This is a genomic window from Sphingomonas sp. PL20 (assembly GCF_017875905.1).
In the GTDB taxonomy this organism is placed as follows: domain Bacteria; phylum Pseudomonadota; class Alphaproteobacteria; order Sphingomonadales; family Sphingomonadaceae; genus Sphingomonas; species Sphingomonas echinoides.
The window spans coordinates 540,682-558,026 of sequence record NZ_JAGINH010000002.1 but is presented as its reverse complement, the minus strand read 5'-3'; the positions used below and the strand labels follow the sequence as shown (position 1 = coordinate 558,026).

At 64.8% G+C, this 17,345-nt stretch carries 12 protein-coding genes and 1 pseudogene; 6 read left to right on the top strand and 7 right to left on the bottom strand.

Features of this window, described 5'->3' with window-relative positions; all coding sequences use genetic code 11:
* Position 1 precedes the first annotated feature (1 nt).
* The 4 genes and pseudogenes from H4W01_RS02765 (at position 2) to H4W01_RS02750 (ending at position 7,253) form a co-directional block, all read left to right on the top strand.
* On the top strand, positions 2–748 hold the full coding sequence (locus tag H4W01_RS02765) for an SDR family NAD(P)-dependent oxidoreductase (RefSeq protein ID WP_209609810.1): 747 nt from the start codon (positions 2–4) through the stop codon (positions 746–748).
* A gap of 108 nt (positions 749–856) precedes the next feature.
* Positions 857–3,329, top strand: a pseudogene (locus tag H4W01_RS22970) (DegT/DnrJ/EryC1/StrS family aminotransferase).
* A complete protein-coding gene (locus tag H4W01_RS02755; protein ID WP_334685124.1) occupies positions 3,326–4,405 on the top strand; it encodes a glycosyltransferase family 2 protein in 1,080 nt (359 codons plus the stop codon). The pseudogene H4W01_RS22970 and the gene H4W01_RS02755 overlap by 4 nt, the downstream one beginning before the upstream one ends.
* 226 nt (positions 4,406–4,631) lie before the next feature.
* Positions 4,632–7,253: a TonB-dependent receptor gene (locus H4W01_RS02750; protein ID WP_010407217.1), complete on the top strand. Its 2,622-nt coding sequence runs from the start codon at positions 4,632–4,634 to the stop codon at positions 7,251–7,253.
* Positions 7,254–7,406: 153 nt separating this feature from the next.
* Here the strand turns inward: H4W01_RS02750 and H4W01_RS02745 are convergent, their stop codons facing one another.
* The 7 genes from H4W01_RS02745 to H4W01_RS02715 all read right to left on the bottom strand — a co-directional run bounded on the left by H4W01_RS02745 (position 7,407) and on the right by H4W01_RS02715 (position 13,720).
* On the bottom strand, positions 7,407–8,567 hold the full coding sequence (locus H4W01_RS02745) for a helix-turn-helix domain-containing protein (RefSeq protein ID WP_209609809.1): 1,161 nt from the start codon (positions 8,565–8,567) through the stop codon (positions 7,407–7,409).
* Between the two features lie 101 nt (positions 8,568–8,668).
* Positions 8,669–9,181 (bottom strand): hypothetical protein, encoded by a 513-nt coding sequence (locus H4W01_RS02740; RefSeq protein WP_209609808.1) that lies wholly within the window; start codon positions 9,179–9,181, stop codon positions 8,669–8,671.
* 74 nt (positions 9,182–9,255) lie between these two features.
* Positions 9,256–10,353: a sigma factor-like helix-turn-helix DNA-binding protein gene (locus H4W01_RS02735; protein WP_209609807.1), complete on the bottom strand. Its 1,098-nt coding sequence runs from the start codon at positions 10,351–10,353 to the stop codon at positions 9,256–9,258.
* A 245-nt stretch (positions 10,354–10,598) separates the two neighbouring features.
* Positions 10,599–11,579 (bottom strand): peptidoglycan-binding protein, encoded by a 981-nt coding sequence (locus H4W01_RS02730; protein WP_209609806.1) that lies wholly within the window; start codon positions 11,577–11,579, stop codon positions 10,599–10,601.
* A complete protein-coding gene (locus H4W01_RS02725) occupies positions 11,576–11,998 on the bottom strand; it encodes a hypothetical protein (RefSeq protein ID WP_209609805.1) in 423 nt (140 codons plus the stop codon). Before H4W01_RS02725 ends, H4W01_RS02730 begins: the two co-directional genes overlap by 4 nt.
* Positions 11,995–13,314: a flagellar protein export ATPase FliI gene (gene fliI, locus H4W01_RS02720; protein WP_209609804.1), complete on the bottom strand. Its 1,320-nt coding sequence runs from the start codon at positions 13,312–13,314 to the stop codon at positions 11,995–11,997. The genes H4W01_RS02725 and fliI overlap by 4 nt, the downstream gene beginning before the upstream one ends.
* Positions 13,315–13,321: 7 nt before the next feature.
* Positions 13,322–13,720, bottom strand: a complete 399-nt coding sequence (locus H4W01_RS02715; protein WP_209609803.1) for a flagellar biosynthesis repressor FlbT — start codon at positions 13,718–13,720, stop codon at positions 13,322–13,324.
* Between the two features lie 190 nt (positions 13,721–13,910).
* On the opposite strand from H4W01_RS02715, the gene flgE reads away from it, so the two are divergent.
* Both flgE and flgK read left to right on the top strand, forming a co-directional pair.
* The gene (gene flgE / locus H4W01_RS02710) at positions 13,911–15,212 is read left to right on the top strand and encodes a flagellar hook protein FlgE (RefSeq protein WP_010407198.1); all 1,302 of its coding nucleotides are present in this window, start codon (positions 13,911–13,913) and stop codon (positions 15,210–15,212) included.
* A 23-nt stretch (positions 15,213–15,235) separates the two neighbouring features.
* Complete coding sequence (gene flgK / locus H4W01_RS02705; protein ID WP_209609802.1) at positions 15,236–17,338, top strand: flagellar hook-associated protein FlgK; 2,103 nt, start codon at positions 15,236–15,238, stop codon at positions 17,336–17,338.
* Positions 17,339–17,345: the final 7 nt, after the last annotated feature.

Below are 17,345 nucleotides of genomic sequence, written 5' to 3'. Positions count from 1 at the left end.
GATGCGCACGGCTTTCATCACGGGTGGAACTGCCGGCATCGGTGAGGCCGCCGTACGGGCGTTTGTCGCAGCCGGGTGGCGCGTCGTCACCACCGGGCGCCGCGCCGACCGACTCGCCGCCTTGGCCGAATCGCTGGGGGGTGCCGTCCACACGCTCGCCTTCGACATTCGCGATGCCGCCGCCCTCGACGCCGCCTTGGCCTCCCTGCCCGCCGACTTTGCCGAGATCGACCTGCTGATCAACAATGCCGGCCTCGCGCTCGGCACGGCCCCTGCGCAGGAGGCGAACCTCGACGATTGGCAGACGATGATCGACACCAACGTCTCGGCGCTGGTCAGCATCACGCGCAAACTGCTGCCGGGTCTCGTCGCGCGCAAGGGCGCGATCATCAACCTGTCTTCGGTCGCCGCGACCTACCCCTATTCCGGCGGCAATGTGTATGCCGCGACCAAGGCGTTCGTGCGCCAATTCAGCCTCGGACTGCGCGCCGACCTCCACGGCAAGGGCGTGCGCGTCACATCGATCGAGCCGGGCATGGTCGAAACCGAATTCACCGTCGTGCGCACCGGTGGCAATCAGGCGGCGTCCGACGCGCTGTATGGGGGCGTCAACCCGATGACCGGCGACGACATTGCCGAAACGATGCTGTGGGTCGCGCAATTGCCGCCGCACCTCAACATCAACCGGCTGGAACTGATGCCCGTCAACCAGTCCTTCGCCGGTTTCGCGGTGGCGCGCGAAGGCTGATCGCGGCGCGCACCACACCGATATCGTCAAGCGCGCGGTAAGCGTAACGAGATTTTAGGGGGCTTTGGATCACAAGCCACGGGTCGCACACCATTCAGGTCCGCCCGCATGCGCTATCCCTTGATTGCCCCCAACCCGCCCAAGCTCAGCGCCCATGTCGAGGCGCTCCGCCGTGTCGAGGCCTCTGGCGTGTTCAGCAATAATGGTCCGGAAGTGCGCGCCTTCGAAGCGGAGGCGACCGAGACCTTGTTCGGCGGCCGGGGCGCGAGCCTTGCGGTCGGCAACGCCACGCTCGGTCTGATGATCGCACTGCGCGAAGCCGCCGGGGATCAGCCTGCGGGTCGTTACGCCCTGATGCCCGCCCTCACCTTTGCCGCGACGGCACAAGCGGCGCTCTGGGCCGGCCTGACGCCGCTCATTTGCGACATCGATCCGAACGACTGGGGTGCCAGCGCCGAGGCAGAGGAGCGGCTGCTGCGCGAATATGGCGACCGGATCGCGGTGCTGTTGCCTTATGCAACCTTCGGCAATGCGATCGATCTCGATCGCTATGCCTGGCTCCAGCGCCAGCACGGCGTCGGCGTGGTAATCGACGCTGCCGCCTCGCTTGGCACCCGCGACGCGAGCGGTGAGGGCTTTGGCGCGGACGCGCCCTTCGCCGTGGTCCATTCGATGCACGCGACCAAGACCTTCGCCGTCGCCGAGGGTGGCCTGATCCATTCGGGCGACGCGCGGCTGATCGACCGGCTGCGCGCAATGACCAATTTCGGATTCGAAGCGGGGCGCAACGCGACGCTGCCCGGCCTCAACGCCAAGCTGCCCGAAGTGATCGCGGTGATGGCGCGCGCGAAACTGGCCGAGATCGATACCGTCTGCGACCACCGCGCAGCGCTGGAAGAGGCCTATCGCACGCACTTGGTCGGCGTCGACTTTCAGCAGGCGGAGGGGCAACGCCGCGCCAGCCAGTTCATGCCGATCCTGCTGCCGGAAGGCATGGGCCCGCGCCGCGACGCGATCAGCGCCGCGCTCGAAGCCGAAGGGATTGGCTGCGGCCGCTATTTTAGCCCGCATCTGGGCGAACAACCCCTGTTCCAGCGTGAAGCGATGATCCTGCCGACCCCCATTGCCGATTCGGTTGCGGGGCGGATGCTGTCGCTCCCCGTCAGCGACACGCTGAGCGTTGCCGACATCGGCACCATCTCGGCGACCTTTTAACCGCATCCTTGCCAAGGAAGCGCGCGTTCCCGCCACGCCGCGCGCGCGTCCGATCGCTTCATTGCTGCTGGTCGGTGGCGGTCCCGCCGGCACCGCCTTGCTCACCGCCGCCGCCAAGCGCGGGCGTTTGCCCGAACTCGCCGCGTCCGGCCTGGTCATCGCCGAACGCGATGACGGGCTCGGCGAGGGTACGCTCGGGCGCTATGCGATTACGTCGGACAGCACCGCCGAAACCTTTCTCAGCGCGGTGAAGGACAGCCCCCACCCCGAACTCGCCACGATGATCGATCATCCGAGCGCGCGCGTGGTCGCACGCTATGTCGGTGCGCTCGGCGTGCCGCTGGTCGACGCCGGGCGCTTCGTCCGCGCGACGGGCGAACGGCTTCATGGGCTGGTCCATCGCCATGGCGGCACCGTGCTGACCGGCCATGAGGTTCTCTCGACGCGCGCCACGGCCGGCGGCCTGTGGTCAAGCCGCCTGCGCCGCCGCAGCGACGGGGTGGAATTCGAGCAATTGTCCAACGCGGTCGCGATCGCCACCGGCGGCCATCAACCGCTCGACCGGCTTGTGACGCAACGCGTCGGCGGAGTCGCGCTGGTCAGCGAAGTCGGCGATCGCCTGATGCAATCGGACGAAGCACTGTCGCTGGGTGGCCCGGCGAAGATCGCCGATCTGCTGTCGACGCGGCGCAATCCGAAAATCGTCATCATCGGCGGATCGACCAGCGCGATCGCCACGATCGTGTTGCTGCTCAAGACCGCCAGCATCCCCTTCGGCGCAGGCGCGATCACGCTGCTCCACCGCGAACCGCTCCGTCCCTTCTACCCCACCCCCGAAGCGGCACGCGCGGAAGGCTTCACCGATTTCGGCCCCGATGACATCTGCCCGGTCAGCGGCTTTGTCTATCGTCTCGCCGGATTCCGGCTGGAAGCGCGCGAACTGGTGCTGCGGATGTTGCGGATCGATGGGCGTACGCCAGATCCGCGCCTGACCGTTCATCAGGTGACCGGCGACGACGATCCCGTCACCCGCGCCCACCTCGCCGAGGCCGATATCGTCATCGCCGCGCTCGGCTATCGTCCGCGCGCGCTGCCGATCCACGATGCGAAGGGCGCTCGCATCGCGCTCGCCGCCGATCACGGCGCAGCAATGGTCGATCGCCACTGCCGCATCGTCGATGCGAGCGGCGCGCCCATCCCCGGACTCTATGGTATCGGGCTGGCAGCCGGCTTCGTGCCATGGGGCAAGCTCGGCGGCGAGGCGAGCTTCTCGGGCCAGGCCAATGGCCTGTGGCAGTGGCAGAACGACGTCGGTGCGATGATCGTCGATCAGGTGCTGGACGACGCGGTGCGGGCGGTCGCATGACACCACGCCTGCCAGCGCCGACGGTCAGCGTCGTGATGCCGACCTACAATGGCGCGGCGCTTATCGGCGAGACGATTGCGTCGCTGCAGGCGCAGAGCTTTCGCGATTTCGAACTCATCATCGTCGATGATTGCTCCACCGACGACACTGTGGCGGTGATCCGCAGCTTCGACGATCCGCGCATCCGGCTGATCCAGTCGCAGAAAAACCGCCGCGTCGTGCTGAGCCGCAACGCAGCCTTTGCCGAGGCACGCGGGCGCTATATCGCCGCGCTCGACCACGATGATCTCTGCCACCCCGATCGCTTCCAGCGCCAGGTCGCGTATCTCGACGCGAATCCGGGGATCGTACTGGTCGGCAGCGCCGCAAATGTCCTGGAAGACGGCACCATTCTCCCGTCATCGCTCGCGCCGCTTTCCACGCCCCCGGTCATCGCGTGGTTGCTGCAGATTGAAAATCCGCTGGTCTGGTCGTCCGTTATGCTGCGCACCGATGCGGCGCGGCAGCTTGACCCGTTTATGCGGCCGGAAATGGTCTATGCCGAGGACTTCGATCTCTACCACCGCATCGCCAGCTTTGGCGGCGTCGCGCGGTTGGACGATGAATTGCTGACCTATCGTCGCCACAGCGGCGGCGCGTCGCAAACGCAAGCGCAGGCCATGCGCCAGGCCGCAATCCGCGTTTTGACCGGAGTGTATGTCGAGCCGTTTGGCGAAGCGGCGGCGGAGACGGCCGATTTGATCGTCACGCATGTCATGGGCCAGCAACCGGTGCCGGATCGGTTGACGTTGGAACGGGTGGGATCGGCGCTGGTCGCCTTGCAGGACCGGTTCCTGGCCCAGCATCGTCCGGATCGCGAGAGCCGCAGCCTCATTCGCTGGGAAACCGCGCGGCGCTGGGCCCGAATCGGTCGTGCCGGTCTGCGGACCGGCACGCTGCGGCTGGGCGACGCGGCGGCGGTGCGCCCACCCCATCTCGGCCTGGGCTATGCCGGGATCGAGGAGCTCATCCTGTCGCGCATCGTCGGGTCGGTACGGGCGGCACAGCGGCGGGTGCGCAAAGGCGCGGCCGCCTAGGCACATCAAACCGCCCCGGGAAATTAATTCAAACTGCGACTTTTACGCAACGCCCACCAAATGGGTCGCCTATCATGCGATTTCGCCACGCCAATCCAGATATGTGAATTTTTTGTGACATTTCAGCGCCATTTCAGTGACGTTGACTGTAACAATCTTGACCCAAACCCTGTGTAGCCGCCCGGAGCACCAGGACGCCTAAGTCCAAAGGTTCAGGGGATTCAAAATGACTGTTCGATCGGGCTTCCGCCTGCAGCTCCTCTTGGGTGGCGCTGCTCTCGCCATCAGCGCGACGCCAGCGTTCGCGCAGACCGCGCCGACCGCCGATGCTACCGCACCAGCGGCGACCGCCACTCCGGAAGATCAAGGCCTCGGTGACATCGTCGTTACCGCGACCAAGCGCGAAACCAACCTCCAGAAGACGCCGATCTCGATTTCGGTGCTCAACACGCAGGGTCTGACCGACCGCCACGTGCTCAGCTTGTTCAACCTGGCCGACGGCACGATCCCGTCGCTGCGCGTTGCAACCTTCGAAGCACGCCAGTCGGCGCTGACGATCGGCATTCGCGGTATCGTCCCTTACGATCAGAACCAGACCGCTCGCGACGGCGGCGTCGGCGTCTATATCGACGGTGTCGCGCTCGGTAAGACGCAGGGCCTGAACGCTGCGCTGTTCGACATTGAGCGTATCGAAGTGCTGAAGGGTCCGCAGGGCACGCTGTTCGGTCGCAACACCGAAGGCGGCGCGCTGTCGTTGGTCTCCAAAGCACCGACCGGCGTGTTCGATGGCCGCATCACCGGCGGCGTCGGCAATTATGGCAGCCACAATGTCGACGCGCATCTCGACCTGCCGTCCTTCTACAATATCGCGCTGAAGTTCGACGGCGTGTACCAGCATCAGGATCCGACCGTGAAGGATCCGCTCACGGGTTCGACCGGCTGGAACTATTATGATCGCAAGGGCGGTCGCGCCGCTGCCCGCTGGCAGCCGGTTGACGGCTTCACGGCCGACTTCGCTTATGATTATGCGAAGGACGAAAATACCCCGCAGTACAGCCAGCTGATCAACTACAACCCGAACAACTATGCCGTCGGCACCTACAACGCGGCTGGTGCTCTGACGCTCAACGGCGCGGCCTGCGGCGGCACCATCACTCCGGTGCAAGCCGCGGCCGGACGCCAGATCTGCGTCGCGCCCAAGGGCCCGCTGGTTGGCGTGCATCCCGGGCGGCAGACCGTTGCAGACGTTGGCGTGCCGCAGCAGCCTAGCGTCGATATCACCCACGGCTTCTCGGCCAATCTGAAGTACAAGGTCGCTCCGTGGATGGAGCTGCGCTCGATCACCGCATGGCGCGGCGTCAGCACGGACCAGTGGGACAATTCGGGCGGCCCAGAGCGCAGCTCGTTCGCGCCGTTCGTGCCCAACACAGCCAACCCGACGGCGATCAACACGACCGGCACGTTCAGCCGTTACAGCCTTTCGTTCCTGCGCCAGCATCAGTTCAGCCAGGAATTCCAGGCGGTTGGTAGCATCCCTGAGTTCGATTACGTCGTCGGTGCCTATTACTATACCGAACACGCGACCGAATATGCGGCGACCCCGCTCTCCAACCAGTGGAATAGCGACGGCACGGCTTACACCATCCGCAGCCCGATCCCCGGCAACGCCTCGGCGATCACTGGCGCGAACTCGGGCTATCAGCAGTACGATCCGTCGTGCAACAACACGCTGGGTGCCACCGTTGCGCAGTTTGCCAACAGCTGCCAGTTCATCACGCGCGCCAGCCAGGCTGCCGACCACAACTATTCGGTCTTCGGCAACCTGACCTACACGCCCGAATTCCTGGGCAATGTCCTCCACATCACCGCCGGTGGCCGTTGGACCAAGGACGATCGCCACGGCACGCTCTACGTCGTCAACAACCGGTCCGATCTGGTGACTGCGGGTACGGTGTCGCCGTTCTCGTTCAAGAACAGCATCAGCCGCTTCGACCCGATGTTCAACATCGCCTTTGATGCCAGCCGCGACGTTCACTTCTACGCCAAATATTCGACCGGCTTCCGTGCCGGTGGCGCAAACGACCGTTCGCTCCAGTTCAACGCGTTCGGGCCTGAAGCCGTCAAGTCGTACGAAATCGGCGCAAAGATGGACTTCTGGAACCATCGTGCGCGCCTGAACATCGCCAACTACATCATGGATCGCACCAACACGCAGTTCGACTTCGATTATTTCGATACAGACGGCAAGAGCGTGACCAATGGTACCCATATCGAGCAGACCACGAACGCTGGCAGCAGCAAGATCCGTGGTGTTGAAATCGATCTGACCGTGAAGCCGATCCCGGAACTGACGCTGACCGGTTCGTATGCCTATACCTACTGGCGGGCTCCGTCGGCGGTGAACCCGCTGACCCCGGGCGCTCCGGCGCAGCAGCTCTACATCGTCTACACGCCTAAGAATGCCGCATCGGGCGCGATCGACTATGTCGTGCCGATCAATGTTGGCGACGCGAGCGTTCGCCTGCACCTCGACGGCAACTATTCGAGCAGCCAGTATAGCTTCCAGCTCGAGCCGACCAAGACCGACGCAAGCTTCGTCATGAACGGTCGCCTCGCACTGGCCGACATTGCGGTGAACGACCATAATAAGGTCACCGTTTCGGTTTGGGCGCGCAACCTGCTCGACACGACCTACATCTACCGTCGCTCGGCTGCGAACTCGTCGCCGGTCGTCAACTACAATCCGAACGGCACGGTTGCCTCGACCAACTATGGCGGCATCCTCGGCGACTATGCCAACTTCAACGCACCCCGCACCTGGGGCCTGGAGCTGTCGGCTAAGTTCTGATCTGCTCTAACGACGGATAAGACCCGGCCCGAGCATCGCTCGGGCCGGGTTTTTCGTTGTCAAAAGCGCTTGCTGCCGCCCGCCACCGCGCGCGGCGGGGCAGACGCGACATCGGGTGTGTCGCAGGCGTAAACTCCGTCGGCGCGGTAAAATTTAGAAAAGTGCGGCGACCACCGCTGCGACCTCGGCCACATCGCGACCGTCGATCGGCACTTCGCGCGCAGGATTGACGCTGTAGCCGCCGAGCACGCCATCGCGATCGATCGTTACGGCGACGACACGCCAGGCGGTCCCCTCTCGCACCGCTGCCAATCCCCCCGCGACCGGATAGCGGCCGGGATCAACCACCACGATCGCGTGCCCCGGCAAACCGCCGCCCAGTGTCGCGCGCCCTACCCGGAGCCCGAATGCCGCGTCACTGACATCGCGCGGCGCGTCGATTGTGCCGCCAGTGTTGACGAAATCGATCAACCCGTCGGGCAAAGGCGCACCATAGACCGTCAGCGCGCGCGCGCGTGGGGCGGGCGACGGCTTGACCAGCGCACGCTCTTCATGCGCGTCTCGCTTGTTGGGAAGCGGTCGGGCCTCGGACGAGGGGTGCACGGCAGATAGCCCGTTCAGCTCCCGCGCGAGGCTCGCGATCCGGCTCCGGCTCCGCGACCATCGATGCGCGGGGTCGACGACATTTTCGAGAAACGGTGCCAGGCTGCCGTCCTGATAGGCGGCCAAGACGTTGTGCCGGAGTGCCGCTTCATCCGCGACGCCAAACAACCGCAAAAGCGCCGACTGTACCGCAGCGTTCCAGCGCGGCCACGGCTTTGCCGCGTTTTCGACCCGAGACAGGTTGACTTGCGCCAGCCCGAAACGCTGCTCCACATCGGCGATGGTAAGGTCCGCGTCGAGCGACCGTCGCGCCCGCACCGCCGCCGCCAGCAGCAAAGCGAAGCGTTCCGCATCGTCGTCGATCGGCTTGCCGTCGGCAAAGGGTTGCGCCCATTCGGCGAGATCGAAGCCGGGATCGTCAATGTCGATGAGCAAGTCGCGCGGAGCGATGCCAAGCGCGGTTGCAATGCGAACGAGCTCGTCCGTCCGCGCAACCACTTCGCCGCGTTCGATCTTGGACAGTCGGATATAGGGGATTTCGGGTAAAACCGCGGCAAAGCGCAGCAATTTCATAAAGCCGGCGGCGCGACGCTTCTCCCGCAGCCGGTTGGGAAACACGATATTACGAAAAGGATCGATCGGGATTTCGGTCAGATCGCGCTGGCCGACTTTTGCTTCGCTCTGTGTTGACCGGCCGATCGTTGATTCCATTGCTCGCTCCGCCGGAATCCACTGCCCTGGCTATCCTTGCGCGCGCTTGTAGGCAGGGCGAGCGGGGCGGTCAACGCGGTCGCGAAATCGGAGGTCGCATCTCAGTGCAGGCGGTGGCCAGCCTGGGTGTCTTGGCCAAAGAGGCCACCATCGGCAAAAGGCAAAATCGTCACAGCGGCGACACGGCCACTACCGTGCAATTCCAGCCAGCCGGGCACGCAGGGTGCAGGGTAACTTGGCGAAAACGCGACCCCGATGCCGTCGGTGACCACCCCCAGGCAGGGCGGACTGGCACCATCCGGCCACCGCCCCGCAAAATAGTCGAGCAAGGCCGCACCGGCGCGTTGCAATGCGCCCTCCAGGGACGACGCCGGCGCGAACGCAGGTGCGCCGGCGGTCAGTTCCGCCCACACGTCCATCCGATGATTCCAGCAGGTCAGGCGAAGGATACCCCGTTCTGCTGTCACGCCGATCAGCGCCGTCTGGTTGCCAATCTGCATCAACGCCCCCGCACAACGGGCGAGCCGCGTCGCAAGGGCCGTGAGGCGGCGATTGGGCCGAGGAAGCGGACGCTGCAACCATTCAACGCGGATGTTCTGAAGGTTGGTGTGCATGGTTGTGCCAATCGTTTTGGATCAGAGGACCATCCGAGCACCAGCGTGTGTGGTGCCACCGGGTGAAATCACGCTCAGTGGGTCGTGCGCGAGCCGTGCAAGGGGGCATCCTCCGCCGCGAGGTGGATGGAAAACGGCTCAGGCAACGATGCCCGGCTCGTTGGTGCAATCCGGCCGCTTGCCGCATCGGCGGCCTGCACCGTGTCGAACGCCGTGACCTGTACCAGCCGGTTGTGCGGAGCCGAGGGATCGGGCAGCAACGACACGGGCGCAGTGCGCAGCGGCGGCGGCGATTTTGGCTTGCGCGGAGCTGGCGCGGCGTGGCGCTGGCGCAGTCCTTCGGTCATCAACGCGAAGCGCGGGTCGCGTGCGGTGAGTTCGACGATCGTTCGCGCCGCCGATTTGGTGATCTGGCGCACGCGTTCCTTGGTGACACCGGTCTCGTTTGCGAGATCGTCAAGCGTGGCGGTCTCGAAGATGCGCCGCGCGACGATTTCACGGTCGCGGGCCAACTTTTCTTCCAGCTTGTCGAGCTGCTCGGGATCAATCCCGTGCGTGGCGGTCTTGAAGCGCGGCGCGCCGTCGATGCGGACGGGCGTGGCGCGCTTGGCACGCGGGCGGCGGCGCATTTGATCGAGCGACACCTGGCGCAGATGGTCGACATAGGCGTCGATCAACGCGTTCATCGCGGATTCGGCGAGATAGTTCGACGCACAGGCCTCAGTCTGTTCAAGCGCGAATTCGTCCTCAATGGTCACTTCGACCGCGCCGTCTTCATTCTCGGAACGGGCCGTCAGCGCATCGAGCGACACGGTCATTGCGCCAACCTTGCGCGCCGACGGGCGCTGATCGGCCATCATGCGGAAGCGCAGGCTCTGCAGCTCGCCACGGATTTGCCAATTCACGAAGGTGGTGAATTGCGCCTTGGTCGGATCATAGGCTTCGATGGCGCGATGCACCGCGATCGCACAGCACTGCTCGGCATCATCCCAATGTGCGGCCAGGCCATATTGGCGGATGAAGTGGCGGATGCGCGGCGCGATCAGCTTCAGGATATTTGCAAAGGCGCGATCGACGGCAACGCGCTGGCGGGCGGTCTGCTTGGCGTCGCGCGGTGTGTTCTCGATGATAGTGGCGACTGCGGCTTCGAGTGCTGCTGTGGTCTTCGACATCGATTTTCCCCAATAAGTGGGCAGCCCCTACTGCCCTTCGCTCTGGAGACCGGTGTCGCGGAAAAATCCTAACAAGGAGGAAACGATCCTATACGTATATCTACATCGGCCGCGTCACAGCGCGACCCGAGTCTAGATAATATGCGTTTTTATAGTGACTTACTCACGCATCGCTATCACAATACATATATTGGATGATATTGGATTGCAAGGGCGAAGAATCGGCAATTGCGCGGCGTGACCGCTCAAATCGCGAAATTGGCGGGCTGAATCCGGCGATCGATGTAGGCAAGCAACCACTGCTGATGGGCCCGCGTCGGGTCACCGGCCTGCGCGATCCGCTTTTCGGCGTCGGCCGCGCCAACTTGTGCGCGTAGCAACACATGCGCCCGCGCGGGCAAGATCCCGCCTTTGAGAAACCGCACCGCATCTCCCAAACCGAGATGATGCGCGAGATAGGCAGCGCGCGCGGTGGTCTTCACGCTGTCGTCGGTGCTGATGCCCCGCTTTTGTAGCTGCGAGAGGTTTTGCCGGGCATAATCGGCAATGCCGTCAATCGCGGTCGTCGGATCATAGCGCAAGGCAAGCAAGGCACCGCGCGCCGCGCCGCTGACCTTGCCGTCCGAATTGAGCCAGCCCTTCGCATGCGCCGTGGCGTTCAGCGCCGTCCCCGGCGTTTCGGCGAGACCTTCCCACGTCGCGTTAAGAAACTGCCCGAGCCCGGCCGCGCTCGACCGCGGATTGCGCGAGTGGCAATTCCAGCTGCCATCTCGACTCTTGGCCGCCTCGGCATCGACAATCGTCGCGAGCGCCGTCGCGGGAATGCCGGTGCGTTGCGCCGCTTCGCACAAAGCCGCGCGGAAGCGCGCATTGGGGCCGAGTCCGCCATCCGGGCCAAGCGCGGCCGATGCATCGACCGCGCCCGACGGGGACAAAGGCGCGCCCGATGCCGACGGCACCGTCGCCGTCGCCGGATCGTCGCACGGACACGGCACCGTTTTTACAGGCGCGTCATCGGGCGCATTCTCTTGTGGTGCCAGCATTTTCAGCAGCGCATCCATGTCGCTGCGCGTCAATCCTGGGTCGGCAGCGGTACGGTCCGGGGCACCGCCGTCGCCGAGCGCGGCGCGCCACAAGCTATTGGCGAGCTCGGTCTGGGCAGTGCTGTAGATCACATGCGCGCGCTGGGTCGGCGTCATCGCCACAAGGGCCGCTCGATCGATCATCGCCGTGCCACCCTGCTGCGCGTCAGGCGCGCGGCCGCGATGTCATCCAGCCGCCCCTGTTCACTGGCCTCTTCGGTCCGCACCAGTTCGTCGCGATGACGCTCCACCGCGCCGTCAATGACGCGCATCGATCCATAGGCTTCGGCGGCTTGCCCGCGCAGCGTGGCAAGGCGCGCTTCGACACTACGGGCTTCGTGCTCCAGTCGCTCGCGTTCGGCGCGCATGCGGGCCAGCCACGCATCGGTGGTGAGCCAACCGGCCGCTTGCCCGACCGCGCGCTCGCGCGCGATCGACTGAACCAGCGCGTCCGATTCGCGTTCGATCCGGCTGTGATATTCCACCTCTACGCTGATCGCGACCCGGACGGTCTCGACCGCGCGCTGCTGTACGCGCTGCGCGGTATCGAACGGCGTTCTCATGCGGCTTGCTCCAGCATCGCGGCCAGCGCAGCGAAGCCGCCGGCGCAATCGCCCTGGTCGTCCTTGCCCTGGCGCAACATCGCTTCGATTTGTGGCGCGATCGCCACGGCGCGATCGATCTCGGCGCTCGACCCGGCCTTATAGGCACCGAGCCGGACGAGTTCCTCCATATCGGCATAAGTGGACAGCAACGCGCGCGCGCCAAGCCTGGTCGCGTTCTCGCTGTCGCTCAGGCAGTGCGGCAAGGTGCGCGACACCGATTTGAGGACGTCGATCGCGGGATAGCGTCCGCGCTCCGCAATCTTGCGGCTCATCACGACATGGCCGTCGAGAATCCCGCGCACCGCATCCGCGACCGGCTCATTATGGTCATCGCCGTCCACGAGTACGGTGAACAGCCCGGTGATCGAGCCCTGCCCGGGCAAGCCCGGCCCTGCGCGTTCGAGCAAGCGCGGCAACTCGGCAAACACCGTCGGCGTATACCCCTTGGTCGCGGGCGGCTCGCCCGACGCCAGCCCGATTTCGCGCTGCGCCATCGCGAAGCGCGTGACCGAGTCCATCAGGCACAGCACGTTCAGCCCCTGATCGCGAAAATGCTCGGCAATGGCGAGCGTCGTCCACGCCGCCTGCCGCCGCATCAGCGCCGGCGCATCGGAGGTCGCGACGACGACGACACTGCGCGCCAGACCTTCCGCGCCGAGATCGTCCTCGACGAATTCCTGCACTTCGCGACCGCGCTCGCCGACCAGCCCGATCACCGCGACGTCGCATTCGGTCCAGCGTGCCAGCATCGAGAGCAGCACCGATTTCCCGACGCCAGAGCCGGCGAACAGGCCAAGGCGCTGCCCCTCACATAAAGGAGCAAACAGATCGAGCACGCGCACCCCCGTCTCGACCCGGCTTCCTACCCGCGCACGATCGGCGGCGGGCGGCGGCGTGGCTTTGATCGGGCGCGGATCGGGGCCGAGCGGAAGCGGGCCGAGCCCATCAATCGGGCGGCCGAGCCCATCGACCATCCGCCCCAGCCAGCCCGCGCCGGGCCGGATCGAAACCTCGCCCGCCGTCAGATCGGCGCGCATGCCAAGGCCGACGCCCTGCGGATCGGTAAAGGGAAGGCACAGCGCAATGCCGCGGTCGAGCGCGGTCACCTCGGCCTCAATCTCGCCCCCGGCGATACGGATACGGCTGCCGATATGCGCCGCACCAACCAAGCCTTCGACTTCGATCAAGGCACCGCGCACCGCGACCACACGTCCAAAGCGGGTATCGGGCGATAGCGCGCGGATTGCCCGCGCAGCGCCGGCCAGCGTCGGCATGACCCGCTCAGGCCGCTGCGGTTTCGGAGGACCCTGCCGGCCTCTCCAGCGCAATCAGATCCCGCGCCGGGGCCAGCGCGCGATAGAATTCGCCCCGGGCGATTTCGTTGGCGAAGCGGACGCAGGCCTGCTTCACCGCATCGGGAGCGCCGGGATTGAGCAAGTCGCGCAACGCAACCAAGGTTGCTTCCTGGTGCTTCTCGCGCCCGTCCGGGTCGATATACGCCAGCATACAGGAAAAATAGAGTTGGCGTGCCGGAGTCGTGGCCTCTTCCGGCCGCATGACTTCACGACCGCGCAGAATCGACACCGTGTTTTCGACGCGCAACTGGGTTCGGCCGACGGCGCTGATGACCGCACCGTTCAAAATGGCCTTCTCGCCATCGCGCAAAGTGATCCTCAACATAATGGTGGCGTCCTCTCAATCTGCCATCGTTATAGGATCATTCTTGCCTGGTCGGCCAAACCGGTCGGCAAAAATTGCCCACCTGCCGATTTTCTTCACAAATAGTGGGCCGACATCGCGCCCCCGCGCCAACCGCATCCTATAAAATAAGCGAGCGTGTCGCGTACTGCGCACTGCAAGGAGATCCGCATTGAGCCTCTATTCCGCCCTTTACGCCGGCGTTTCCGGCCTGAATGCTCAATCCAGCGCCATGGCGACGGTTGCTGACAACATCACCAATATCAATACGATCGGCTATAAGGGGACCGAGGCCCAGTTCCGTACGCTGGTCACCGACGGCCGTTCGCAGGCCAATTATTCGGCCGGCGGCGTCGCCGCCGTCTCGGTCGCGCAAGTTTCAAAGCAAGGGCTGATCCAGTCCTCGAGCAGCAACACCGACCTGGCCATCGACGGCGGCGGCTTTTTCGTTACGCGCACGTCGACAAGCAGCACCGCCGACCCCGCCTTCACCCGCGCCGGATCGTTCCGCCCGGATTCGGAGGGCTTTCTGCGCAACGCGAGCGGCCTGTATTTGCAAGGCTGGCGTCTCGATTCCACCGGCAGCTACACCAATACCGGCGGGCTGAACGGGCTCGAATCCGTCCGCGTTAGCGATCTGGTCGGGACAGCTGCGCCCACCACGCGCATTCAGGTCCGTGCCAATCTCCAATCCACCACCGCAGTCCATGTCGGAGCTTATACGCCGGGGAACCTCGCCAGCGGAACGGTAACGCCCGACTTCAAGCGCTCCTTCGACGTCTATGATTCGCAGGGCGGATCGCACCGTTTGACCATGGCCTATCTCAAGACTGGCGCTAACCAATGGGCTTCGGAAACCTATGCCGAACCGGCCAGTGACGTGACGGCAGCCGGCGGCTTGCTGTCGAGCGGCACGCTTGCGTTCAATCCAGATGGTAGCCTGAACAAGACTGGTTCGACCGCAGCGTTGTTCAGTCCGCTCAGCATTTCCTGGACCAATGCGGCCGCATCGGCTCCGATAACGCTTGCGATCGGCAATGATGGCGGGCTCGACGGCATTACCCAATTTGGCAGCGAATCCGCGCTGATCTCCTCCAACGTCGATGGCGGACAGCTCGGCCAATTGTCGTCGATCGACATCACCAAGACCGGCCAAGTCAACGCCGTGTTCTCGGACGGCAAGACTCGCTCGGTTTTTCAGTTGCCGATCGCCAATTTTCAAAATCCCGACGGCCTCACCCGCTTGCCGGGCAATGCCTATGCGAGCAGCAAGAACTCGGGCACCCTCACCCTCAACAAGCCGGGCTCGCTCGCCGCAGGCACGGTCGCAGCGAGCTCGCTCGAAGCATCCACCGTGGACTTGGCTGGCGAGTTCACCAACATGATCCGCTTTCAGCGGGCCTATAGTGCCGCGTCCAAGATCATCACCACCGCCGACGAAATGTTGCGGGAAGTCAGCGACCTGAAGCGCTGATCGGATGACAATGGGGGCCGGTCATGTCGCTTAGCGAAATTCTGGGATCGGCGACGTCCGGGCTTGCGGCAGCGCAGGCCGGGCTGCGGACGGTGTCCAACAACATCGCCAATGTCGGCGTGGCGGGCTATGCGCGCGAAAAGGTTACACTGGCGACCCGCGTCAATTCCGGCGGGGTCAACGGCGTCGTCATTGGCGAGCCGCAGCGGGTCGCCGATCGCTTTCTCGAAGCCTCGGTTTATCAGCGTGGCGGGGACTTCGGTCGGGCGGATGTGACGTCCTCTTATCTCGATCGGCTCCAGTCCTTGCTGGGCCAGCCGGGCGATGCGGCGAGCTTGCCCGCAAAGCTCGATTCGATTTCGGCATCCGCAATCGCGCTGACCGGATCGCCGGGATCGGCCCAGACCGTCGCATCGTTTACCGGCAACGTGCAGGACGCGATTTCGTCGATGCAGCAGCTCAATGGCGACGTCACGAATCTGCGCGGCGATGTCGAATCCGAAGTCGGCACCACGGTCGACCGGATCAACGGGCTGCTGTCGCAAATCAATGATCTGAATGGAACCGTATCGCAGCAGGTCGGGCAAGGCCGCAGCACGTCCGGCGCTGCCGATCAACGGACGACGGCGCTTACCGAACTGAGCAGCCTGATCGGAATCACGGTACGCGACCAACCGGATGGCCGGGTCTCGATCGAAACAGCCTCCGGTGCGACGCTCCTCGACCGGCGTCTGCGCCAACTATCCTATGCCGGGACCGGAACGGGCGATGGCGCACAGGCGTCCTATCCGCCGATCGACATTCGCTTTGCCGACCCCGGCGGTGCCTCGCCGGCAACGGGCGAACGGATCGAGACCGCTGCGGCGGGCGGGAAGCTCGGTGGATTGCTGGATCTGCGCGACCGCGCGCTGCCGCAGTTTCAAGAGCAACTCGGCACCGTGTTCAGCGGGATGGCGGAAGCGCTCAATTCGGTGTCGAACGCCGGCACCACGGTTCCGGCCCCGACCGAACTCGACGGGCGGCAGACCGGATTGGTCGGCGGTGACCGCCTCGGCTTTACCGGCTCGGCAACGTTCGCGGTGCTCGGCACCAGCGGAAAGCTGGTGGCCAGCACGACGGTCGATTTCTCCGGCCTGGGCGCGGGCGCGACGGTCAATGATGCCGTAAACGCGATCAATGCCGGCCTTGGCGGCGCGGCCACGGCGAGTTTCACCGGCGGGGTGCTGACCTTGAAGGCGACGGGCGGCGGCGGCAACGGCGTCGCCATCGCGCAGACACCCGGTGCGCCCAGCGATCGCGCCGGAATCGGCTTCTCGCAATTCTTTGGCATGAACGACCTGGTCCGCAGCGATACCAGCACGTTGACGCCGAGTGGCTTCACCGCGAGCGACCCGCACGGATTTGGGGCGGGGGAAACCGCCAACATTGTGCTGCGCGACGTGTCGGGACGCGCGCTGACCAGCTATACGCTCACCGGCTCGGTCGGTCCGACCATTGGCGATCTGGTGACCGAGTTGAACGCGTCGCCCTTGTCCAAATATGGCAGCTTCGCGCTCGATCAACGCGGTCGCGTGGAGTTTAGCCCCCTCACCGGTCTGTCCGGGGCCGTCTTGTCGGTCCCGTCTGACTCGACCAATCGCTTCGGCAGCGGCGTCTCGTTCAGCTCTTTGTCGGGGCTGACCGGTGCGACAAGTGGCCTCGGGCACGCCAAAGTGCGCGGCGACATCGACGTCAACCCGAACAAGCTGCCCCTGGCCATATTGGATACAACCGCAGCGGTCGGTGCCAAGGCCGTCGGCGCGGGCGACATTCGCGGTGCCACCGCCTTTGTCGATCGGCTGGCACAGACCATCGATCTGGGTAAGGACGGTGTCGTCACGCTCGATCATGTGTCCAGCGCGCTGCTCGGCGGCGCGGGATTGAAAGCCAGCCAGGCCAAGACCAATCTCGACAATGCGACCTCGCGCCGCGACGATGCGATCAATCGTCGAGACAGTTTTTCGGGCGTCAATATCGACGAGGAATTGTCGCAGATGGTCGTGCTGCAAAGCAGCTATTCGGCCTCCGCCCGTGTCATCAGCACCGCCAGCAGCATGTACGACACGCTGCTGGCGATGATCCGATAGGAACGCC